At 32.0% G+C, this 23,879-nt stretch carries 21 protein-coding genes and 6 tRNA genes; 20 read left to right on the top strand and 7 right to left on the bottom strand.

The window, feature by feature from the left end:
• Nucleotides 1-31 precede the first annotated feature (31 nt).
• From KA867_RS12325 to glmM, 10 genes are all read left to right on the top strand, one after another.
• Nucleotides 32-106: transfer RNA gene (locus KA867_RS12325), tRNA-Asn, on the top strand.
• A gap of 3 nt (nucleotides 107-109) precedes the next feature.
• Nucleotides 110-181, top strand: a tRNA-Glu gene (locus KA867_RS12320).
• A 14-nt stretch (nucleotides 182-195) separates the two neighbouring features.
• Nucleotides 196-271, top strand: a tRNA-Val gene (locus KA867_RS12315).
• Nucleotides 272-289: 18 nt separating this feature from the next.
• A tRNA-Tyr gene (locus KA867_RS12310) sits at nucleotides 290-373 on the top strand.
• Between the two features lie 4 nt (nucleotides 374-377).
• Nucleotides 378-452: transfer RNA gene (locus KA867_RS12305), tRNA-Gln, on the top strand.
• 3 nt (nucleotides 453-455) lie between these two features.
• A tRNA-Lys gene (locus tag KA867_RS12300) sits at nucleotides 456-528 on the top strand.
• A gap of 258 nt (nucleotides 529-786) precedes the next feature.
• Nucleotides 787-1,692, top strand: coding sequence for an arginase (rocF, locus tag KA867_RS12295; RefSeq protein WP_210138219.1), 906 nt, complete (start codon nucleotides 787-789; stop codon nucleotides 1,690-1,692).
• A 141-nt stretch (nucleotides 1,693-1,833) separates the two neighbouring features.
• A complete protein-coding gene (gene cdaA, locus KA867_RS12290) occupies nucleotides 1,834-2,640 on the top strand; it encodes a diadenylate cyclase CdaA (protein WP_019467737.1) in 807 nt (268 codons plus the stop codon).
• A 1-nt stretch (nucleotide 2,641) separates the two neighbouring features.
• Entirely contained in the window at nucleotides 2,642-3,574 is a 933-nt protein-coding gene (locus KA867_RS12285) for a CdaR family protein (RefSeq protein WP_210138218.1), read from the top strand.
• 25 nt (nucleotides 3,575-3,599) lie between these two features.
• On the top strand, nucleotides 3,600-4,955 hold the full coding sequence (gene glmM, locus KA867_RS12280) for a phosphoglucosamine mutase (protein WP_210138217.1): 1,356 nt from the start codon (nucleotides 3,600-3,602) through the stop codon (nucleotides 4,953-4,955).
• A gap of 339 nt (nucleotides 4,956-5,294) precedes the next feature.
• On the opposite strand, the gene KA867_RS12275 is transcribed toward glmM, so the two are convergent.
• From KA867_RS12275 to KA867_RS12260, 4 genes are read right to left on the bottom strand one after another with little or no spacing between them, the layout of a single operon-like run.
• Complete coding sequence (locus tag KA867_RS12275) at nucleotides 5,295-6,398, bottom strand: mannitol-1-phosphate 5-dehydrogenase (protein ID WP_210138216.1); 1,104 nt, start codon at nucleotides 6,396-6,398, stop codon at nucleotides 5,295-5,297.
• Entirely contained in the window at nucleotides 6,398-6,832 is a 435-nt protein-coding gene (locus KA867_RS12270; RefSeq protein WP_210138215.1) for a PTS mannitol transporter subunit IIA, read from the bottom strand. The genes KA867_RS12275 and KA867_RS12270 overlap by 1 nt, the downstream gene beginning before the upstream one ends.
• A 5-nt stretch (nucleotides 6,833-6,837) precedes the next feature.
• Nucleotides 6,838-8,868 (bottom strand): BglG family transcription antiterminator, encoded by a 2,031-nt coding sequence (locus KA867_RS12265; protein WP_210138214.1) that lies wholly within the window; start codon nucleotides 8,866-8,868, stop codon nucleotides 6,838-6,840.
• A 37-nt stretch (nucleotides 8,869-8,905) separates the two neighbouring features.
• Complete coding sequence (locus tag KA867_RS12260) at nucleotides 8,906-10,441, bottom strand: PTS mannitol transporter subunit IIBC (protein WP_210138213.1); 1,536 nt, start codon at nucleotides 10,439-10,441, stop codon at nucleotides 8,906-8,908.
• A 644-nt stretch (nucleotides 10,442-11,085) separates the two neighbouring features.
• On the opposite strand from KA867_RS12260, the gene glmS reads away from it, so the two are divergent.
• From glmS to KA867_RS12240, 4 genes are all read left to right on the top strand, one after another.
• Nucleotides 11,086-12,891, top strand: coding sequence for a glutamine--fructose-6-phosphate transaminase (isomerizing) (glmS, locus tag KA867_RS12255; protein ID WP_210138212.1), 1,806 nt, complete (start codon nucleotides 11,086-11,088; stop codon nucleotides 12,889-12,891).
• 702 nt (nucleotides 12,892-13,593) lie between these two features.
• On the top strand, nucleotides 13,594-13,953 hold the full coding sequence (locus KA867_RS12250) for a DUF2200 domain-containing protein (protein WP_210138211.1): 360 nt from the start codon (nucleotides 13,594-13,596) through the stop codon (nucleotides 13,951-13,953).
• Nucleotides 13,954-13,979: 26 nt separating this feature from the next.
• Nucleotides 13,980-14,780 (top strand): ABC transporter ATP-binding protein, encoded by an 801-nt coding sequence (locus KA867_RS12245; protein WP_210138210.1) that lies wholly within the window; start codon nucleotides 13,980-13,982, stop codon nucleotides 14,778-14,780.
• Nucleotides 14,781-14,831: 51 nt separating this feature from the next.
• Nucleotides 14,832-15,683 (top strand): HAD family hydrolase, encoded by an 852-nt coding sequence (locus tag KA867_RS12240; RefSeq protein WP_210138209.1) that lies wholly within the window; start codon nucleotides 14,832-14,834, stop codon nucleotides 15,681-15,683.
• A gap of 237 nt (nucleotides 15,684-15,920) precedes the next feature.
• Here the strand turns inward: KA867_RS12240 and KA867_RS12235 are convergent, their stop codons facing one another.
• Nucleotides 15,921-17,009, bottom strand: a complete 1,089-nt coding sequence (locus KA867_RS12235) for a hypothetical protein (protein ID WP_210138208.1) — start codon at nucleotides 17,007-17,009, stop codon at nucleotides 15,921-15,923.
• 131 nt (nucleotides 17,010-17,140) lie between these two features.
• Between KA867_RS12235 and KA867_RS12230 the strand changes: the two genes are divergently transcribed.
• Entirely contained in the window at nucleotides 17,141-17,872 is a 732-nt protein-coding gene (locus tag KA867_RS12230; protein WP_019467695.1) for a metallophosphoesterase family protein, read from the top strand.
• Between the two features lie 125 nt (nucleotides 17,873-17,997).
• Here KA867_RS12230 and czrB read toward each other — a convergent pair whose 3' ends face one another.
• Together czrB and KA867_RS12220 are read right to left on the bottom strand one after the other, a co-directional pair.
• The gene (gene czrB, locus KA867_RS12225; RefSeq protein ID WP_210138207.1) at nucleotides 17,998-18,951 is read right to left on the bottom strand and encodes a CDF family zinc efflux transporter CzrB; all 954 of its coding nucleotides are present in this window, start codon (nucleotides 18,949-18,951) and stop codon (nucleotides 17,998-18,000) included.
• Nucleotides 18,952-18,977: 26 nt separating this feature from the next.
• Nucleotides 18,978-19,277, bottom strand: a complete 300-nt coding sequence (locus tag KA867_RS12220) for an ArsR/SmtB family transcription factor (protein WP_019467693.1) — start codon at nucleotides 19,275-19,277, stop codon at nucleotides 18,978-18,980.
• A 149-nt stretch (nucleotides 19,278-19,426) separates the two neighbouring features.
• Here KA867_RS12220 and KA867_RS12215 point away from each other — a divergent pair, with 149 nt between their 5' ends.
• The 5 genes from KA867_RS12215 to KA867_RS12195 all read left to right on the top strand — a co-directional run bounded on the left by KA867_RS12215 (nucleotide 19,427) and on the right by KA867_RS12195 (nucleotide 23,839).
• Complete coding sequence (locus KA867_RS12215) at nucleotides 19,427-20,086, top strand: SDR family oxidoreductase (RefSeq protein ID WP_210138206.1); 660 nt, start codon at nucleotides 19,427-19,429, stop codon at nucleotides 20,084-20,086.
• A 131-nt stretch (nucleotides 20,087-20,217) separates the two neighbouring features.
• Nucleotides 20,218-20,916 carry a FadR/GntR family transcriptional regulator gene (locus tag KA867_RS12210; RefSeq protein ID WP_210138205.1) on the top strand — a complete coding sequence of 233 codons (699 nt, stop codon included), beginning with the start codon at nucleotides 20,218-20,220 and terminating at the stop codon, nucleotides 20,914-20,916.
• A gap of 556 nt (nucleotides 20,917-21,472) precedes the next feature.
• Nucleotides 21,473-22,411 (top strand): mannose-6-phosphate isomerase, class I, encoded by a 939-nt coding sequence (manA, locus tag KA867_RS12205; RefSeq protein WP_210138204.1) that lies wholly within the window; start codon nucleotides 21,473-21,475, stop codon nucleotides 22,409-22,411.
• Nucleotides 22,412-22,433: 22 nt separating this feature from the next.
• Nucleotides 22,434-22,664 (top strand): hypothetical protein, encoded by a 231-nt coding sequence (locus KA867_RS12200; RefSeq protein WP_210138203.1) that lies wholly within the window; start codon nucleotides 22,434-22,436, stop codon nucleotides 22,662-22,664.
• A gap of 194 nt (nucleotides 22,665-22,858) precedes the next feature.
• Nucleotides 22,859-23,839 (top strand): YeiH family protein, encoded by a 981-nt coding sequence (locus tag KA867_RS12195; protein ID WP_210138202.1) that lies wholly within the window; start codon nucleotides 22,859-22,861, stop codon nucleotides 23,837-23,839.
• Nucleotides 23,840-23,879 lie beyond the last annotated feature (40 nt).

Here is a 23,879-nt window from a genome sequence, read left to right as displayed (position 1 = left end):
AGTAGGACGTTGCCAGGCAATATTTCATTATTCCACAGTAGCTCAGTGGTAGAGCTATCGGCTGTTAACCGATCGGTCGTAGGTTCGAGTCCTACCTGTGGAGCCATATGGCCCCGTGGTCAAGCGGTTAAGACACCGCCCTTTCACGGCGGTAACACGGGTTCGAGTCCCGTCGGGGTCATTTTTATACATATTGGAGGATTAGCTCAGCTGGGAGAGCATCTGCCTTACAAGCAGGGGGTCGGCGGTTCGAACCCGTCATCCTCCACCATTGCTAATTTAATAATACGGAGGGGTAGCGAAGTGGCTAAACGCGGCGGACTGTAAATCCGCTCCTTCGGGTTCGGCAGTTCGAATCTGCCCCCCTCCACCATTAATGGGCTATAGCCAAGCGGTAAGGCAACGGACTTTGACTCCGTCACGCGCTGGTTCGAATCCAGCTAGCCCAGCCATTAGAGCCATTAGCTCAGTTGGTAGAGCATCTGACTTTTAATCAGAGGGTCAGAGGTTCGAATCCTCTATGGCTCACTTTTTAAGCATTCCTTTGGGAATGCTTTTTTTGTTATTTTTAAAAATGGGAAATTTTTTTGATATTTAGTATATACATTTTTTTGTTTAAAACTATAAAATTACATTGCTATATTTAGTTTTTTTGAATTAAAAATCGTTTTTTTGTTTCTTTATGTAATTTGCTTAAAATCTTATAACTGAGGTCGCTTGTATTAACTTGAAAGTCACATCACTTTAGATTATCCTAATATCAAACGTAAACAAAGGGGTTTTTTTATGGATAAATTAGTAGAGATTATTGGTGTACCTTCGACTTATGGACAAAAAAAATTAGGGGTAGATTTTGGTCCAGATGCAATTCGTTATGCAGGTATTGTAGAACGTATACAAAATATTGGAATTGATGTTAAAGATTCAGGTAACATTAAGGTTCCTGCAATGCGTTTAGAGAAGTTTAACTCAGTTCAAAAAGGCTTACGTAATTTAGATGAAATAGTAGAAATATCTAATCAACTTAGTGAAACAGCATCTCAAAGTGTTGATAATGGTAATTTTCCACTTATTTTAGGTGGAGACCATTCCATAGCAATAGGTTCTATTTCAGGTATCAGTAAACACTATGAGAATTTAGGTATCATTTGGTATGATGCTCATGGTGATTTAAATATACCTGAGGAATCACCTTCTGGAAATATACATGGGATGCCACTGCGGATATTAGCTGGGGAAGGTGATTCACGTTTAGTGAACATTTCTAATTTTGCACCTAAAGTTAAACCAGAAAATATCGTGCTTATAGGAATGAGAGATTTAGATAAGGGAGAACGTCAATACATTAAAGAAAATAATGTTAAAACATATACAATGGCAGATATTGATAAACTAGGCATTAAACAAGTGTTGGAACAAACTTTAGATTATTTGAAATCTAAAACAGATGGCATTCATTTGTCACTAGATGTAGATGCTTTAGATCCAGCTGAAACACCAGGAACTGGTACACGAGTGCTAGGAGGCTTAACATATAGAGAAAGTCATTTTGCACTTGAGTTATTACATAAATCAAATTTAATCACTTCAATGGATTTAGTAGAAGTCAATCCATTGATAGATATGAATAATCACACAGCAGAACAGGCAGTTTCATTAGTAGGTAGTTTCTTTGGTGAAACATTATTATAAAAACAAATAAAAGGAATAATATGGCATTATTTCCATATTATTCCTTTTAATTTTATGATGAAAATTTAATACTAAATATGACAGTTAGTGTTATGATTGGTATAATATATAACATGGGAACAGATAACCGGAGGAGATGTTATGGATTTATCCAACTTTTTTGATGATTGGAGTACAGTCAAAATAATTGCTAGTGTACTCGACTTGCTCATTGTATGGTATGTACTTTATCTTCTCATTACAGTATTTAAAGGTACAAAAGCAATTCAATTACTGAAAGGTATTGTAGTAATTGTAATCGGCCAACAAGTGAGTAAAATGTTAAATTTAACAGCGACATCTCGTTTGTTTGATTTAGTAATACAATGGGGTGTTTTAGCTTTAATTGTTATATTTCAGCCTGAAATTAGACGCGCTTTAGAACAATTGGGTAGAGGTAGTCTGTTTAAACGCTATTCCACAAGTTTGAATAGTGATGAAGATAAACTCATTTCATCTGTATCTAAGGCAGTACAGTATATGGCTAAACGTCGTATCGGCGCATTAATCGTATTTGAAAAAGAAACAGGATTACAAGATTATATTGAAACAGGTATAGCAATGAATTCTGAAATTTCTCAAGAATTATTGACTAATGTGTTTATACCTAATACACCTTTACATGATGGTGCTATGATTATACAAGCGAACAAAATTGCAAGTGCTGCCAGTTATTTGCCACTATCAGATAGCGCTAAAATAGCTAAAAGTTTAGGAACAAGACATAGAGCAGCTGTAGGTATTTCAGAAGTTTCAGATGCATTTACAGTAGTAGTATCTGAAGAAACTGGATCAATTTCAGTCACATTTGATGGAAAATTGAGAAAAGATATATCAAATGAAGCATTTGAAGAATTATTGGCTGAACATTGGTTTGGCACACACTTTCAAGAGAAAGGTGTGAATTAATATGTTAGAAAGTAAATGGGGGTTAAGATTAATAGCATTAGTTTTAGCATTAGTATTTTTCTTATCTGTCAATAACATGTTTGGTAACATCTTTAATGCTGATCAATTAGGACAAAAATCTACGGAAACACTTCAAGATGTACCAGTGCAAGTTAATTATGATAGTAAATCGTTATATGCTAGTGATGTGCCGAGTAAGGTAGATATTGAAATATCGGGCCCACAATCTCAAGTATTAAAAGCTGAAAATGGTGAAAATATTAAGGCAGTGCTTGATCTGAGTGGTGAGAAAGCTGGAAAGCATACCACACAATTCAAAGTCAATGGTTTAAATAAAGACATTGACTATACAGTTAAGCCAAAAGAAACAACAGTTAATCTTGAAGAAAAAGTTACTAAAAAACTTAAAGTAGAACCTGATGTGAGTGATAACGATTTAAATGCTAATTATAAAGTAAGTGATCAAAGTGTATCACCTGAAACAGTTAAAGTGACTGGTGGTAGCAAACAAATTGATAAAATTGCATATTTAAAAGCTACGTTTAAAGATAAAGATAAAATCAGCAAAGATACTACGGATATTGCACGTATCACTGCTTTTGACAGAAACCTTAATAAAATTAAAGTATTAATTGAACCGAATGAAGTTAATTTGAGTGTAAAAGTAGAAGATTATAGCAAGAAAGTAAAAGTTAAAACTAAAGCAATAGGTGCTTTACCTAAAGGTAAAGAAATAGATGATATAAAATTAGATGAAAAAGAAGTGGAAATTTTCGGTAATAGAAACGATATTCAAGATATTGACGAAATTACTGCAGAAGTCGATTTAGATGGTGTAACAGAATCAACTGAAAAAAATGTAGAATTTAAATTACCAGATGACGTTTCAAAAATTAATCCAAAAGAAACAACAGCAAAAATTAATATTAAATAGATTTTTTATAAAGGAGATATAAATCATGGCAAAATATTTTGGTACAGACGGCGTAAGGGGCGTTGCAAATAAAGAATTAACGCCAGAACTTGCGTTTAAATTAGGGCGCTTTGGGGGTTATGTGTTAGCCCATAATGAAGGTGAGAAGCATCCTAAAGTACTCGTTGGTAGAGATACTCGTGTTTCTGGTGAAATGCTTGAGTCTGCATTAATTGCTGGATTGATTTCAATCGGTGCAGAAGTGATGCGTTTAGGCGTTATATCAACACCTGGCGTAGCGTATTTAACTAAAGAGATGGAAGCAGAATTAGGTGTTATGATTTCTGCGTCTCACAATCCTGTTCCAGATAATGGTATTAAATTTTTTGGCTCTGATGGTTTCAAACTTTCTGATGATCAAGAAAGAGAAATTGAACAATTACTAGATCAAGAAAACCCAGAATTACCACGTCCAATAGGGGACGACATTGTGCATTATTCTGATTATTTTGAAGGTGCGCAAAAGTACTTAAGTTATTTAAAATCTACGATTGATGTTAACTTAGATGGCATGAAAATCGCTTTAGATGGCGCTCATGGTTCTACTTCATCACTAGCACCGTTTTTATTTGGAGATTTAGAGGCGGATACGGTTACAGTTGGTTGTAATCCTAATGGTTATAATATTAATGATAATGTAGGATCAACACACCCAGAAACGCTGTCTGAGAAAGTGGTTGAAGAAGAATGTGACTTTGGTTTAGCTTTTGATGGTGACGGCGATAGATTAATTGCCGTTGATGAAAATGGGGACATCGTAGACGGAGATCAAATTATGTTCATCATTGGTCAAGCAATGAGCAAGAATCAAGAATTAAACAATAATATGATAGTCTCAACAGTCATGAGTAACCTAGGATTTTACAAAGCTTTAGAAGATGAAGGCATTCAATCTAATAAAACAAAAGTGGGAGATCGCTACGTAGTTGAAGAAATGCGTAGAGGTAATTATAATTTAGGTGGAGAACAATCAGGTCATATCGTGTTAATGGATTATAACACTACTGGTGATGGTTTATTAACAGGCGTGCATTTAGCAAGTATTATTAAAATGACTGGTAAAAGTTTGAGTCAACTTGCAAAACAAATGAAAAAATACCCTCAATCTTTAGTCAATGTACGTGTGACTGATAAATATCGCGTGGAAGAAAATGTAGATGTTCAAGAAGTCATGACTAGAGTAGAAGTTGAAATGAACGGAGAAGGACGTATTTTGGTTAGACCTTCAGGAACAGAACCTTTAGTAAGAGTTATGGTTGAAGCAGCAACTGATGAAGCAGCGCAACGATATGCTCAAACAATTGCTGATGTAGTTAAAGACAAAATGGGTCTAAATGATTAAGTTTTTATATTTATTATAAACTGTCAATACAAGTACTTAATGATTGCGTTAGTACATGTATTGACAGTTTTTTTAGTAATGTATCAAATACATAGGGTGGTTCATAAAATTATATTTTAAATTCACCTAAATAAAAGAGTCGTATGTTTAGTAGAATATTATATAAAAAAACTACAAGATTTTGTTACAATCATAATATAGATTCGACAAGCACAGTCCAAGCTATAAAAGATTAACTATAAAAAAGACTAATTCGTATTTAAACGGATTAGCCTTTGATTTGGAATATTATGTTGTTCAATGCTTTAACTAAATATATTATCTTTTAATTATTTAATACTATAAGACGTTGTATTCATTGCTAATTTCAGATGCTAATTGATTATCAATTTTAGCGTAATCTTTTAAGAATGCTTCAACACCATATTCATTAATATAATTATTTTTTTCTACTGTTTCTTGATCGTTTGTGTCATCATATTTTAACAGTAATGCAGCTGCCTTAATTAACGCATGATGTTTCAAATTATTTTGATAAAGATAATTTAGTGGTTTAATAATTCTGTCTTGCGGTCCAATTTTACGGATTGTACCTCGACCTACACGAGTCACTTCATCTGAAAGATGTGGGTTTTTAAAGCGTTCAATAATTTTATCAACATATTGTGCTTGTTCAGTTTTTGAAAAATCAAATTGGTTGGTAATATACTGACTTGTTTCTTTCAAGACTTCTTCCAGATCATGTTTAATCATTTTATCATTAATTGCATCTAAGATTGTCGGTTGATTATTATATCTACCAGCATAAGCTAAGTATGCATGGCCAGTGTTTACCGTCAATAATTTTCTTTCAATATATGGTGTCAAATTTGACACGTATTTAATATGGTTTAATTCTGGACCATACCATGCATCTTTTTCTACAACCCATTCATAGAAAGGTTCCACGATGACATCTAGAATATTTTCGTTTGTTTGCAGAGGAACAATTCTATCAACTGCTGAGTTAACAAAATGAATATGTTCATCTAATGGACCGGTGATATCTAGAATTGCCTCTTTTAATGTATTTGTGGCCATAATGGCATTTTCACAAGCAACAATATTTACTGGTGTTTCTTTTTCTTTTAAATAAGGTGCGAACGTTTTAGCAATAATCGGTAAAATATTGACACCGACGGCAGTAGTAATTAAATCTGCTTCTAATACGGCTTCTTTTAATTTAGCAGAAGGTTGTCCTGAATTGATTGCGTCTACATTGTGTACACGAGTTGTTGTGTTTGACTCATCTGCTAATATGACGTCATATTCTTGTTTAGAATCTAAGGCATCAATAATTTCAGCATTGACATCTGCGAATGTAACTTTAATATCATTATCAGCTAAAATATAACCAATAAAACCACGACCAATGTTACCTGCACCAAAATGTAATGCTTTCATTATGCGTCAGCCTCCTCGAATACTTGCTTAATTTCTTCAGCTGATGAAGCATTGATAATGCGTTCAACATTTTCTTCTTCACTAAATGTGATGGCAATTTTTGATAATAAATCTAGATGCTCACCATCTTTACCTGCGATACCAACAACCACTTTAACTTCTTCACCACCCCAATCGACACCTTCAGGAATTTGAATTAAAGTTAAGCCTGATTTTAAAACACTTGCTTTAGCTTCATCTGTACCGTGGGGAATAGCTAATCCATTTCCCATAAATGTTGTTACAACTTGTTCACGATCTTTCATAGCTTGAATATAGTCTTCTGTAACTGCTCCACTTGATACAAGCGCTTGTCCTGCTTTTTCAATTGCTTCGTTTTGATCTTTCACAGTTTGGTTAATAAAAATATTGTCATTGCTAAATAATTCACTCATATCATTCACTCCATGTTTAATTGATTTTGTAATGCTTTCAGATAACTTTGTTTAAGTAAATCTGTTAATTGTTCAGGTTGTTTCATAAATTGGTCGATACCATCGATATACTCACCAATTTTCCCAGATAATTCACTAATAAATTGTGCCATGATATCATCTGGAGGTATGAACATATTTAATAAATATGTTACAGAAACTTTGTCATTTTGATTACTATTAAGCATAAGTGGCTTTTCTAAAATAGTGACTAAGATAAATGGCTTCTTAATTAAATCACTTTTTAAGTGTGGCATAGCAATGGGATAAGGGTCTAAAACAAAACCTTGTTCATCCATGCGTTGCTTAATAAGTTCAGCGAATGACTGTTTATCTTCAATAATATGATGTTTAAATAATTGTCCAGTTAAATACATAATCCAATCTTGAGTATGTGTATAATCAATATAAATTGAATCAATGACTTCTAGGCCTTTACGAATATATTCTAATTGATATTCAGGATTTGCAAACGTTGTATCAGTGTCATCAAATATTTGTGTTTGTGGTTTGTCTTGTTGCATGTTTAGAAAAGCAGCTACATGATTGATATCTGCATCTGGTAACAATGGGTTAACTGTGAGGTACGGTAAGCTGATATCTAAATTAACTGTTGAAATAATTGCATCATATTGTTGAATATCAATGGAATTAAGATTACCCACAGACGCTTGTGTTGTTTGTTGAATTTCACTAAATGTTTGTTGTAGCCGAGTAGCGAGTAAACGACTTGTACCTATGCCGCTACTACAAACGACAAGTACATTATAAAAAGGTGTCGCTTGTTTTTGAATTGCACCGCCGAAATGTAATACGATAAATGCAATTTCACTTTCTGGAAATTTAAAATTTGGCCACGTTTTTATTAATCCCTGATGCACACTTTCAAATAGCCGTGGATATTTATGTTTAATCATTTCAGTTAAAGGATTATAAGTTTCAATATTAGCATTTAATCGATTGATTGCTGGTATAATATGCAGTTTTAACCCCTCGCTGAGTGTTCTCCAGTCTTTAAATGTTTGCTGAGAAATCTCTGAAACTGAATGAATAAGTTTTTCAATGCGTTGATCATCTTTATTATTTTTAAATACTTCAGTAGTTTCTTTGCGTTTGGCTCCGCGTAAATGAATCGTGATGAAAGTTACTTCCGCTTGGTTGAACTGAACACCGTAGATGTGCTCTAAATGTAATGCTAAAGCTGAAGCTACTTGGTGTTCAAAGGTGTCTTTGACACTATTATAAATATCGTCATTTAAAGCTACATATTCTCCTTTAAGCATTCGATCAATGCTGAGTACAACGTGTACAGTTAAGGTTAAATAGCTTGATTCTGTAAGGGAATAGGGCAGTTGCCCCAAATGATCCATAAGAATTCTCTCAACTTGGAAAATTTTATCTAAATCAACCATTGGTAACTGAGATTGATTAATCGATTGATATACAAAGTGATTTTCTATTACAGAGTAAACACTTGTACTGTTTAAATTATTTACCATTAATTGGCTTAATAATTCTCTTTTTTTTGATTCAGCACCATAAAGGTGAATACCTTCGCCACGCTTTTTTTGAAGTGTTAACTGATACTGGTCTAGTTCATCATCTAATTCATCTAGTAATTTAGCTAGTGTTTGCGTAGAAACACCAATTTCATGTGCTAAACTGTATTGTTTGATTGGTTCTTTAGCTTGGATAAGTGCATATAAAATAATTACTTTTTGTTCTTCTTGAGACAAATCAATCGTAACTTGTTGAATTAATTCATTTTTTAATGAATGTACCGCAGATGAATTACCAGATAACTGTAATCCTTTTTTCGTAACGCGTTCCAACTCAATATTAAAACTAGCTAAAAAAGGTTCGATAGACTTCAATTCTCTATGAATAGTACGAGAGGATACAGCTAAATGTTGAGCAATGTCATAAATAGTGACATATTGACCGTGATACTTAATTAACATTTCGATAATTTCTTTTTCACGTGTACTCAAAAACATAGCCATACCCTCCAATTTATATCTTTTTAGTGAGTGATTAGTTTTCTTCTTTTTTAAGGTTTTCTAGTAATTCATCATATCTAGGAGAATTTAAGAAATTCTCTACTGAAATATGAATTGCATTTGGAACTTGTTTGATTGCTCTGTCTGTTAATTTTTTCTGAGTAATGACAAGTTGTGCATCGCTAGGTAATTGATTAATCGCTGTATTTGTTACTTCAACGTCTTGTATGCTAGCTTTTTTGAATTTGTTACGCAACATACTTGCGCCCATGGCACTTGATCCCATGCCTGCATCACAAGCGAAGATAACGTGATTTACTTTACTGTAGTCATGCGCGTCTACATTCTCAGTATCATAGTTATCTAGTAAATCATCTTCTGTTTGATTTTCACTATTTGTGTCAGTTGCATCAGTAGCAGTTGTGGAAGTGTTATCATCACTATTCCCTGTTAACTTAGAAGATACACTTGATTTTTTACCTTTTGATGCTTCCATTTTCTCTGTTGCAGCTTCTAAATCTTCTTCTGTTTCTTTTGTGAATTTTAAAATAATTGATGAAACAATAAATGATACGATTGCTGCTAATAATACACCTATAATCATGTGTAAGAATTCACCTTTAGGTGCGTTTAACATATATACGATAAATGAACCAGGTGAAGCTGGACTCTTGAATCCAAAGTCTAATAATGAATAAGTAGCAACACCAGTCATACCACCTAATATTACTGCGATAAACAATAACGGTCTCATTAATACATAAGGGAAGTAAATTTCATGTATACCACCTAAGAAGTGGATAATCCCAGCGCCATATGATGTAGCTTTAGCTGTGCCTTTACCAAAAATCATATAAGCAACTAATACACCTAAACCTGGACCAGGGTTCGATTCAATTGTGTATAAAATAGATTGTCCCGCAGATGCAGCTTGATCTGCACCCAGTGGTGTAAATACCCCGTGGTTAATAGCATTGTTTAAAAATACGATTTTAGCAGGTTCAACAATAATACTTACCAATGGAAGTAGATGCGCATGTACCAATGCTTCAACAGCAACGGATAAAATATGCATGATAAATTCCATAATTGGTGCTAATATTTTAAAACCTATAATTGTCATTATAAAACCTAAAATCCCAGCTGAGAAATTATTGAATAACATTTCGAAGCCTTGTGGAGTTCTTGGTTGAATGAATTCATCAGTTTTTTTCATTAACCAACCAACAAGTGGTCCCATAATCATTGCGCCTAGTAACATCGGTGTTTCTGGTAATGCTACAATCACACCCATTGTTGCTACAGCTGCAATAATACCGCCACGCATCTCGTGAATTAAACGACCACCACTATAAGCAATCAATAATGGTATTAAATAAGTAATCATTGGTCCAGCCAATTCACCAAGATCTTTATTTGGCCACCAACCGCCGTCTATAAATATTGCCGCGATAAAGCCCCAAGCAATGAATGCACCAATATTTGGCATGATCATGCTACTTAAAAACGAACCAAAAGCTTGAACTTTACGACCAATCCCTTTATTATCTTGAGCATCTGTTTGTGACATAATTTGCACCTCTTTTTCTCTGTATTTAACTATTATTGTAGGTGTGTTCACATAAATAAACAACAAATAGTAATCTCAAATTTGTCACAGTGCTTTTGACAAGTTTATGACTATTGATTTATGAAAAGTTTTGAATTTTAAATAATAAAACAATTTCACAATTATTTTAAGGATGAAGTTAATAAAAAATTTGCATTTGGTTGCATAAGCATTGTACAATTAGTGGTATTGAAGGAAAGGAGGACAGTTTGACATAAATATATCAATAAAAGCGCCTGTGCAAGTGAAAAGGTTGAATATTTAACATTTAAGATTTAAAACAGAAATCTTAATAGATATGAAATCGAAGCTTGTAGACGAGGAGGATAGTTATCGAACCATCGGCGGATGCTATCCCGGATGTGGCTCATTCGTAAACTTATTAAGGAAAACATTAGGGCAACCTGGTGCACAAAGTTAATAAGATAGCCAAATTAAATAAAAATTAAGATTAAAGGTGAATGGGATTTCTGTGCCTTTTTTTAAAAATTTCTTACGATAAAATGAAGGTTAAGAAATTTATTTAAATTGGCCTCATATATTGAACAGGTTCCTGTACGCCGAACGTTCAATACCCTTCACCATTAAATTGGAGGAGTATGTATATGTGTGGAATAGTTGGATATATCGGGCATGATAATGCCAAAGAATTATTATTAAAAGGATTAGAAAAATTAGAATATAGAGGATATGATTCTGCTGGTGTTGCTGTTGTTAACGATGATGGCACAAATGTATTTAAATCAAAAGGACGTATCGCAGAGCTAAGAAAAGTTGCAGATAGTAAAGATGTAGATGGCAACGTAGGTATTGGTCACACGCGTTGGGCAACACATGGTGTGCCAAATTATGAAAATTCACATCCACACCAATCCGCAACTGAACGTTTTACTTTAGTTCATAATGGTGTAATCGAAAATTATGAAGAGTTAAAAAATGAATATTTATCAGATGTAAAATTTCTATCTGAAACGGATACTGAAGTTATTGTTCAATTAGTTGAATATTTCTCAAATACTGGACTTTCTACAGAAGCAGCTTTTACAAAAGTGGTATCGTTATTAGAAGGTTCTTACGCATTAGGCCTTATTGATAGTCATGATCGTGACACTATGTACGTTGCAAAAAACAAATCACCGTTATTGATTGGTGTAGGTGATGATTTTAATGTTATCGCTTCAGATGCGCTTGCAATGCTGCAAGTTACAAATCAATATAAAGAAATTCATGATCATGAAATTGTCATTGTTAAACGTGACGAAGTAATTATTAAAGACCAAGAAGGTAAAGTACAAGATAGAGAGGCTTATACTGCACAAATTGATGCTGCTGATGCTGAAAAAGGTGTTTATGATCACTACATGTTGAAAGAAATTCATGAACAACCTGCAGTCATGCGTCGTATTATTCAAGAATATCAAGATGCTGATGGCAATTTAAAAATGGATGCGGATATTATAAAAGATGTAGCAGATGCAGACAGAATTTATATCATTGCGGCAGGTACAAGTTATCATGCAGGTTTAGTTGGTAAAGAGTATTTAGAAAAATGGGCAGGCGTTCCTACAGAAGTACATGTTGCTTCAGAATTTGTATATAATATGCCATTGCTTTCAGAAAAACCATTATTTATTTATATTTCACAATCAGGTGAAACAGCAGATAGTCGTGCTGTATTAGTAGAAACTAAAAAACTAGGGCATAAATCATTAACAATTACGAACGTGTCTGGTTCTACATTATCACGTGAAGCGGATCATACTTTATTATTACATGCTGGTCCTGAAATAGCAGTTGCATCTACAAAAGCATATACAGCACAAATTGCAGTACTTTCAATTTTGTCACAAATTGTAGCGAAAGAACACGGTAAAGAAGCCGATGTTGCGTTACTACGCGAACTTGCAAAAGTGACTACTGCTATTGAAACAATTGTAGATGATGCAGATGTAATGAAACAAATTGCTACAGATTTCTTAGAAACAACGAGAAACGCATTCTTTATTGGTCGTACAATTGACTATAATGTTAGTTTAGAGGGCGCATTGAAGCTTAAAGAAATTTCTTACATTCAAGCAGAAGGTTTTGCAGGTGGCGAACTTAAACACGGCACAATTGCACTTATTGAAGAGGGTACGCCAGTAATTGCTTTAGCAACACAAGAAAACGTAAACCTTTCTATTCGTGGTAATGTGAAAGAAGTTGCAGCACGTGGTGCAAACCCTTGTATAATTTCTATGGATGGATTAAATAAAGATGGTGACACATATGTTATTCCACATGTCCATGAGTTATTAACACCATTAGTTGCTGTAGTGGCTATGCAATTAATTTCATATTATGCTGCATTACACAGAGATTTAGATGTGGATAAACCACGTAACTTAGCTAAATCTGTAACAGTTGAATAAATTAATAAATAATATTGAGTTAAGACATTTTGATGTCTCAGCTTCAGAATGTAGACAAACCCTTCGCATTAATTTGTGAAGGGTTTGTCTATTTATATAGTTTTTTCAAAATAGTAGTGGTATTTCAGACCATTATTGGCTATTTTACTAACCGTATTGCCAATTTTTAAAGATTCATGGCAACACAAATTAATATGATATCCATAGTAACTTTGTCATGACATTTATATCTCTTTCATCGGATCATGCTGTTCTTTTATATCGTCAAATTTTCTCTCAATTGTTTGATTTCGCAAATTATATTGTTTCTTTACATTATCAACAGTGCTTTTCAATGATATAACAATCATTATCTACACATGCAGGTAGACTATAAGAAAATTGTTTTTCTCGTTCTCTTTTAACATATGCGTCTCTGAATTAATAATATTTTTAGTGTGATATAGGCAGTGATTTGGGCCGACTCCTGCGGGAATAGCACTAGCCGAAGACTACAGGCTAAGGCAGTGCCCGCGGAAAGCGTGCACAAAAAAACTGTCCACAAAGTCAGAGACTTTGTCGACAGTCTGAGCTGAGACTTTTTGATGTCGCAACTTTTATTTTTAACGTATAGTAAAAGTGAAATATTTTCAAAAATATAAAAAATTTAATATGCTATGTAGAAGCTTACATTTTAGAAATAAAGAAAGGTCGTATGAAATAATGGCAAAACCCAAAATTTATACCATGGCTTTTGGAAATATTTATCCTCATTTGGTGAAAAAAGTCGAAAAAAAAGGTAGAACAAAAAATGAGGTAGATACTGTCATTAAATGGATGACCGACTATAATCAGTCACAAATAGATGAAATGATTGAAGATGGCACTGACTATGAATCATTTATTCAACAAGCACCATATTTAAATCCACATAGAACTAAAGTGACTGGTGTTATATGTGGTATTCGTGTTGAAAATATGGAAGATTCAGTAATGAAAGAAATTAGATATTTAGACAAAATGGTTGATGAATTGGCTAAAGGGAAGACATTGGAAAAAATATTTAGACAAAATCAAAAATAAATGAAAATTTTAAAAGGGGGATATATATGCTAATTGAATTGAACAATATAGCAAGAAGAAAAGATGGAAAAGAAATTGTTCAAGGACTGAGTTGGCGAATCAATGAGGGAGAAAAATGGATGCTATATGGTTTAAATGGGGCAGGTAAGACTACTCTATTAAATATTTTAAATGCATATGAGCCAAACACCTCTGGTGAAATGACTTTATTTGGCATGCAGCCTGGTAAAAAAGGATATTCTGCTGAAAATGTACGCCAACAAATTGGATTTGTATCAAGTAGTTTAATGAATCGATTTCAGGATGGTGAAATTGTTTTAGATGTTGTAGTTAGTGGGATATTTAAGTCAATCGGTGTGTTTCAGGATGTTCAACAACAATACATAGATTTGGCTAAAAAATATTTAAAACAAATGGGAATCGCTCAATTTGAAAATCAATATTATGGTTATCTTTCTACTGGAGAACGTCAAAAAGTATTGATAGCAAGAGCTTTGATGGGGAGTCCTAAACTATTAATTTTAGATGAACCAGCCACAGGTTTAGATTTTATTGCAAGAGAAGATTTATTAAGTGCACTGACACAATTGTATAAGCAAAATCCTCAATTAGCAGTCATTTATGTAACGCATTTTGTAGAAGAAATTACACAAGATATTGATTATGGGTTTTTATTGAAAAATGGGAAACCTTTTAAACAAGGTAAAATATCTGAAATTCTTAATAATGCAACATTGAGCCATTTCTTTAAAAGAAATGTCAACATTGCATGTAATAATGGGCGATACACACTGTTTTTAAAAGATGGAGACATTGCAGAAACATAGATAAAGTGCCATAATTTAATACGATAACATATGATGGAGGATTTTAATTACATGAAAAATGTTAAAGCAATATTTTTGGATATGGATGGTACAATTTTACATAAAGATAATCGTGTAGATAATGAAACGACAGAGGTTATACAAACATTAAGAAATCATGGTTATAAAGTATTTTTAGCTACTGGTAGAGCACATGATGAGATTCATTACCTTGTACCTGAAAATTTTAAAGTGGATGGTATTATTAGTTCTAACGGTACTAATGGTGTCGTTCACAATGAAACAATTTTTAAACATAGTTTAACATTCGATACGGTAAATGAAATTGTGAAAAGAGCAAAAGCACAAGCAATTTATTATGAAGTTTTTCCTTTCGACGGCAATCGAATTATTCTTAATGAAGATCAAGCGTGGGCTGAAGCAATGTTTAAACAATCAACACCACCTGCAAATGTAGGATACAGTGAGTGGACATCTCGAAGAGAATCTATCGTTGAAAAAGTAAGTTGGAAAGCAAATATTCCTGACACGTCATTTTCAAAAATTTATTTATTTTCACCAGATTATGATAAGATTACTCAATTTCGAAATCAGTTAATTGATGGTCAAACGACACTTCAAATCAGTGTATCAAATTCATCACGCTTTAACGCAGAAACAATGGCTTTTGGCATTGATAAGGGAACTGGAATTAAAGAAATGATAGACTACTTTGGCATTAAACAAGAAGAAACGTTAGTCATTGGTGACAGTGATAACGACAGAGCGATGTTTGCTTTCGGCAATTATACTGTGGCGATGAAGAATGCTCGGCCAGAAATTCAGGCTTTAGCAGATGATGTCACTTCATTTACAAATGAAGAAAATGGTGCTGCATTATACTTGAAAAAGCATTTATTATAAACTGTATGCATAGATTGATTAAAAAAGAAACTTCTCTCAGTTAATAATGGTTACTAAATGAGATGAAATGTCTTTTTTTGATACTGAAAATATACTGATACATGCTGTAATAAGAAAATTCGTTTGAGTATAAGCAAAATAAAAATTAGAAGTATCATAACTCACTATAAGTACAATTTTAAAAGGACTAATCCATTTGTTGTGGATTAGTCCTTTTGAAATTTATATTCAAATATATTATTTATTTTTATTATTAATTTGATCTTTGATGTCTGTTGTTTTTTCTTTTGTATTATCTTTAAACTGGTCGGTAGTATGATTGATTTTATCAGTAGCTTTCTCAGTTGTGTGATTAACACTATTAGTTACTTTAGATGTTTGATCAGATTGCTTAGAAGCTTTTGATTTTTTGACTTCTGATTTGTCTATATGCTCGCCATTTTTATTGTAGTATTGAATAATTGCTAATAAGTTTGTGTAATAAACGATTAATCTAATTATTATAACAATTACTGACACAATATAGATAATAGTCATCGCTAATGTTTGTGAAATACCACCAGTACTAATTGACACTAACTGACTTACTGGATTGGCTAAGATTATAACAAGTAAATTTAATAATAATATACCTATATAAAATTTAAACCAAGTTTTATTTCCGTTTTTAATAGCTTTAAAGCCACGTTTTACAGAAGACCAAGCACCTCTATTAGGTTCTTTAACAAAGGCTAGTGTATAGTTGACGATTAGGATTGTAAAGAACCAATAAACAAATGACAATATAAATACTTGTAAAGTAGCAGCAATAATTTGGAATGTTAGTGACCATCCAAGTGCATGATCAGAACTGCTTAACGGTCCTTGTAATGCAGTGAATAATTGTACAATTCCTAATTGCAATAGCTTACTTATTAGAAGATTAAGTAATAATATAATAATAATACTTAATAATGTGATTAAAGATAATTTTAATGATTTAGCATATTTACCCTTTTTAAATATTGAAAATAAATCTTTGAATTTAACCTTGTCTTTATTAATTGCATTGTCTATAGTGTATATAGTTCCAGCAATAAGTTGATATCCTACAAATATAAAAACCACTAATGGAATTAATATTGCTAGTATCAATGTAATTAATGCACTTCCAATAGGTTGTTGCATTGCCATTGACATTAAAAATTTATATATTGCTGGTTGAACTGGTATAAAAGTTAGTACAGTCAAAGCAAACAATATGATAAAACTTACAATTGTGAATAGTAATATTTTAGCATTTTGCGGTTTTGCATTTTGTAATGCTAGTTTATGAAATTTAAACAAATTTTAAGCACTCCTTTTTAGTGATAAGCATATGCTATCAAAAAATTAGAGATTTTAAAATTAATAGGTAACAAAATGGCTATAAAATGTTAAAATGAGCAAATGAGAAAATGTTGAAAGGAGATATCATCATGAAATTTGCAATTCTTACTGATGTACATGGCAATTTTGATGCGTTAGATACAGTATTGGATGATATTGATAGAAGAAAAGATATAAATAAAATATATAACTTAGGCGATAATATTGGTGTAGGCCATGAAACAAATAAAGTTCTTGATGAAATATTCGAAAGAGATGATATGGAAATTATTGCAGGTAATCATGATGAAGCGGTGATGTCAATTGTTAACGATACGCCTTATCCTGAAGACTTAAAAGATAAATTTTATGAACACCACCAATGGATTGAAAGCCACTTAGATGAAGATTATTACGATAAATTAAATGCTTTACCTCGTGTTATTGAAAAAACAATGAATCATAAAAAAGTTATGTTTATCCATTACGAAATTCCCAATGATAAATTGAATACGCCGATTGATGGCCAACCATTTAGTCCTATTGTAGAACCTACTGAAGAAAATATAAAATCACTTTTTGAAGATAAAGAGGCTGATTTAATTGTTTTTGGTCATAATCATACAGTTCATTTGTTTGATGATAAATCAAAGGTTTATTTTAATCCTGGATCTGTTGGACTAAATAACGGCGCATACGCCGTATATGGTATTGTTACTATCGAAGAAAATGAATTTTCATTTGAACGCGTTAAAGTGCCTTATGATAATGAAGAATTTATAAGAGGTTTTAAAGAAAAACAAGTGCCAGCTAAAGAACTGATATTTGATAAGTTTTTATAATGTATAAAGTGTTATGAATTTGTTATATATTTTAATAGTGATTAAAATCATAAAAGTGACTAGATTGAATGATAGTGCTTGTTTCAAGCTATAAAATCTAGTCACTTTTTATTTTTTACCTCATGTCATTTTCCTGTATAAATTGCTGAACATAAAGTATTGCTGTCGTGATTATGATATTCTGTTTCAAATTGTATCGTCATATGTTGAATATTTAAATGTGATAAGCGATGTTCGAGTTGGTTTAAAAGTTGTTCACCTTCTTCGATTGTCATGTCATTAGGTACTACTGCATGACAACTTAAAGCATTTATTTCATTAGAAATAGTCCATATATGACAATCATGTACATTTTTTATTTGCACTTCACTTGTAATAGCGTTAATGATTTCATTCATATTGACATCACTTGGTGTACCTTCCATCAAAATATTAAGAGATGATTTCGTTATGCCCCAACTAGTTTTAATAATAAGCAGGGAGACAATAATACTTGCAATTGGGTCTGCAATAGTCCAATTAAATGACCAAATAAGAATAGCTGCTACAATTGCTCCGACAGAACCTAATAAGTCTCCAATTACATGGAGAAAAGCACCACGCATGTTTATATTATGATCTGTATCTCCACCTTTAAACATAAAAGAAGCAACAACGATATTAACAATGAGGCCAATTACACTGATGATAAACATTTCTGTAGATTTTACCGTTATTGGATTAAAGAAACGATCGATTGCTTCTATGATGATAAAAATACCGATAACAAATAATGTTACACCATTAAATAACGCTGCTAATATTTCGAAGCGTTTGTAGCCAAAAGTCTTAGATTGAGTAGCATGTTTTTCAGAATAAATAAAAGCTAATAAAGCTACACCTAATGAAATTGAATCGCTAAACATGTGTAAACCATCTGATAATAATGCTAAGCTATGTGCTAAAAAACCTCCGATGATTTCAACTATCATAAATATACCAATAATTAAAAAGCTAATAAGTAAGATTTTTTTATTATTGGTGTGTACATGTCCATGTGTATGATTGTGTGTGTGATTGTGTTCGTGATGTTGTGACATATAAGTTCACACCTTTCATTTTAGTTTTATAGTTTATGATTTGCATGATGTATTGCTTGTTTCAATAAATCAGTCACATGTGTATCATCAATTGAATATATCATTGATTGGCCTTCTCGGTTAGATTTGACTAGGTGGGCCTGTTTTAATATGCGTAACTGATGTGACACATTGGATTGCCCCATATTTAAAGTATGCGCAATATGACCTACACTGCTAGAATTTTGTGATAATAAATGCATGATGCGTATGCGATTTGTCTCACTTAATGCTTTAAAAATATCAGTTACATGCTCTAAAGTTTCGGTGTTTATTGGGGGATTCATAAATTTACCCCTCCTATCGTATGAATATATTAATATATATTCATATATTAATATCATTGTGCTAATATGTCAATTGAAAATGCATATTTGTTTTAAATTCTTATAAAAGTGGTAGACTTTTAGTATTAACTCGATAAGGAGGTACCAATATGAGTATTTTAGTTATTGGCGCAAATGGTGGCGTTGGTCATCATTTAATAGAACAGTTAAAAGAAAAAGAGGTAGATTTTACCGCTGGAGTTAGAAAAGAATCACAAGTTGAACAACTGAAAGAAAAAAATATCAAAGCAACTTTAATTGATGTTGAGACAGATGATGTTCAAACTTTAACTGAAAAATTTAAAGGTTTTGACCGTGTAGTATTTTCTGTTGGTTCAGGAGGTAGTACAGGTGCCGATAAAACAATTATTGTAGACTTAGATGGTGCAGTTAAAGCTATTAAAGCAAGCGAGGTTAATAATGCGAAACAATTTGTGATGGTGTCAACATATGATTCTAGAAGAGAAGCATTTGATGCAAGTGGAGATTTGAAACCATACACAATTGCCAAACATTATGCTGATGAATATTTAAAACAAGCATCAGTACCTTATACGATTGTACATCCAGGTGCTTTATTAAATGATGATGGTACAAACAAAATTGAAGTAGGTGCCTTTTTTGAAGGCAGAGGTTCGATCCCACGAGAAGATGTTGCTTCAGTCATCAATGAAGTTGTCACAAGTGACGACTATTTAAATACAGAATTCCAAATTATTAGCGGAGATGTAGAAATATCACAAGCTCTAGATAGCTTTAAAAATAAATAATCGATAGTTACAAATGTGGGCCAATTTACAAATTAATGTACTTTGGTCCATTTTTAATTGAAATATCTATTATTTTAATAAATTTTATGATGAAAATTTGATACAATAATAGATATCGTTTGGAGGTAACTATGAAGATTTCAAACACTAAAATTTATGAACAAGTTGCAGATACTTTATTGGAAAGCATTAAATCTGGAAATTATCAAGTTGGAGATAAAATACCATCTATACAAAAACTCAGTAAAGAATATGGTGTGAGTGTAGCTTCGGTAAGAGAAGCTTTAAATGCATTAAGAACGATAGGTGTATTAGAAATAAAACAAGGTTATGGAACATTTGTAAAGCAAATTGAACCGACTTTTTTTGAATTTGGAGATAAATTTAATTCGTTAGTTCAGATAAAAGAATTATTAGAGTTACGAGAGATTGTTGAAAGTGCAACCGTCAAAATGGCTGCTTGTCACCGTACAGAAGAGAACTTAGTTGATTTGGAAAAAGCTTTGAATCGAATGGGGGAAGCAATAACAGATGGTACATCAGGAGAAAGAGCTGATTTAGAATTTCATCTATTAATCGCAAAAGCTGGTAACAATTCTTTGTTAGTTGAATTACTTAATAATATATCTGAGCTTATGCAAGATTCTATGAAAGAAACAAGAAAAATATTTATTTATAGTAAACAAAAAACAATGAATAAATTGCTAGAGGAACATGTAGTCATTTATAATGCAATTGCTAACAAAGATGACGTAGAAGCTGTTAAAGCCATGGAGTCACATTTATTAGAAGTTAAAGAAACAATTTTAGCTAACTTCAGAGAAAAATAAATTTTAGAACATAACATACTTATAATCTTCAAATTTATTTTAATGCTTTCCAAGTTCTTAAAGTATAGGCAGTTATAATTAAATTTCAAGGAATAAAAAGCCCAAACTAATATTAGTTTGGGCTTTTTTGCAAATTTTACATTTTGAACAGTGATCGTCTGCTCAAAATAATCATAATTTATTACCTTATATGTAAAAGAATATGAGTCTTCCGAAGACTCTAGTGTCATTATAATGTTAAAAATGTTGAGAAGGCAAGGCTTTATTTTAAAAAATTTATGACAATTGAATAATTTTATTGTCAAATTTAGTTGAATGGAATGTGGGGCATTAATTTAACTATACGTTTTTTTAAACGTATTGATATAATAATTAATGATTTGAATATGACAAAACGTTGAAGTGACAGTTTATAAAGCATTAAGATATGTGATACAATTTCAATAGTTCTGTAAAATTAATTTTAAAATGTAATATAAATAGTATAACTTTATATTTTTCTAAATTGTATAAATCAGATTAAACAATATAAAAACTAAGTTTGGAGGTGTGGTGAATGCCATTATTTTTAAAACCAGTATTACATGAAAAAATTTGGGGTGGCACAAAGTTGAAATCACTCGGTTATGATTTGCCCGCTGAAAATATTGGAGAAGCATGGGGGATTTCAGCACACCCAAATGGCAGATGTGAAGTGTTGAATGGTCCATACAAAGGACAAACATTAGATATGGTATGGAAAAATCATCGGGAATTGTTTGGTGATTTTCCGAGTCAAGAGTTTCCGTTAATGACAAAAATTGTAGATGCTAAGGAATCATTGTCGATTCATGTGCATCCCGATGATGCCTATGCTTATGAAAATGAAAATGGGCAATATGGTAAATCAGAATGTTGGTATATTATAGATGCTGAAGAGGGCGCAGAAATCATATATGGCGTGAATGCAGATTGTAAAGATACTGTAGTTGACCAAATCGACGACACAGATTATGAGAATTTATTTAATAAAGTTAAAGTCAAGCCAGGCGAATTTTATTTTATACCAGCAGGAACGATACATTCTATAGGTGCTGGTGTACTTGTGTATGAAACAATGCAATCTTCTGATGTCACATATAGAGTTTATGATTTTGATAGAGAAGAAGCAGCACATGATAGCAGAGGATTGAATCAAGCAAAAGCGAAAGAAGTCATCGAAGTTGCTCAAGAAAATATTAATATAGCAACAGACACTGAAATTGTTGAAAATCATAAACGTATTCAACTTGTTTCAAATGATTTTTTTACAATGGTTAAGTGGGAAATATCTGGTACATTGAATTATATGAAGCCTAGAGAGTTTGTTTTAGTTTCCGTATTAAAAGGTTCTGGACAAGTCATTGTTGATGGTGACATTTATGATGTAACACAAGGTCAAAATTTCATACTAACTTCAGACGATTTAGATACAATTTTTGAAGGGAATTATGAATTAATAATAAGTTATTTATAGATAAAAAACGGAGTGTTTCAAAATGTATAAGTATTTATATGTATCATTAATTTGCGGATTATTAGCTGGTGCGGGAATATTTTTAAAAATACCTATTTTCCCTTCATTTTTCTTACCAATTGTCATTGGTGCAATTGGTATCATTACTGCATTAATTACGATACCTAATAAAGAAATAAATGGATTATTAAAACTTGGTGGTGTACTCATTAATTTAATGCCAATTTTGGGTGCGTTGACGATGGTTCAATAGTCAATAAATTTAGTATCTTTACTTTTGAAGTAAAAGGTACTTTTTTTATTAGCAAAAGCTCATTTGCGTCATTAACTAAATCAAATTTATTTTTAACAGAATGAATATTAGTGATTATAATTAAAAGATTATAAAATATTCTTTAGCGATAAATTATTTATGGTAAAATAGAATTTAAATTGGAGGTGGGCTAAATGTCGAAATCTCGAGGTATATTGATGACATTTATTATCGCACTTATTGCATCGATTATGGGAAGTAAATTTCCAGTAATTGGAAGTGCAATCTTTGCAATTGTTATAGGTATTCTTTTAAATAATTTTATTGAAATTCCAAAGAAATATCGTGCCGGTATCCAATTTAGTAGTAAAAAAATATTGCATTATAGTATTATTGTGCTTGGTTTTACATTGAGCTTTCAATCTATTGGTTCAATTGGTTGGAGATCTTTACCAATAATAATCATAACTTTATTAGCAGCATTTATAATCGTATTTATATTGATGAAAATATTTAAAATTAATGAAAATCTTAGCATTCTGATTGGTGTCGGTACTTCTATCTGTGGTGGATCTGCAATTGCTGCTACAAGCCCAGTCATCAAAGCGAAAGAAAATGAAGTAGCTTTCGCAATTTCTACTATATTTTTATTCAATTTAATAGCAGTTTTTATATTCCCACCACTTGGTCATTTGATGAACATGGGTCAAACGGCTTTTGGCTATTTTGGTGGTACGGCAATTAACGATACATCTAGTGTTATTGCTGCTACATCTAATTACGGAAGTAAGGCTTTAGAAACTGGTGCTATCGTAAAATTGACACGCACATTAATGATTATTCCAGTAGTATTATTTTTTACATATAGAACGATACGCAAAGAAAAATCAAAACAAACAGGCACATCGATTAAACAGATTTTTCCATGGTTTATTGTTTGGTTTATTGTAGCTTCACTGATTAGTACAATTTTTAATTTTTCACCTACAGTTATTCATATATTCCAACAAATATCATTATTCTTAATAACGATGGCAATGGCAGGTATAGGATTAAATGTAGATTTCAAACAGTTTAAACAAGCTGGTGCAAAACCGATTTTATTAGGTTTAGTGACTTGGATAGTAGTAATAATAACAAGTTTAATATCAATGAAATTGATTAATTTATTATAATCATTGTTTGAGTATTGATTTTTAAATATAATGAGAAAAT

It is taken from the genome of Staphylococcus sp. GDH8C109P (assembly GCF_017893405.1).
GTDB lineage: Bacteria > Bacillota > Bacilli > Staphylococcales > Staphylococcaceae > Staphylococcus > Staphylococcus cohnii.
Note: the sequence above shows the minus strand (reverse complement) of the source record. Positions and strands in the feature narration are given on the sequence as shown.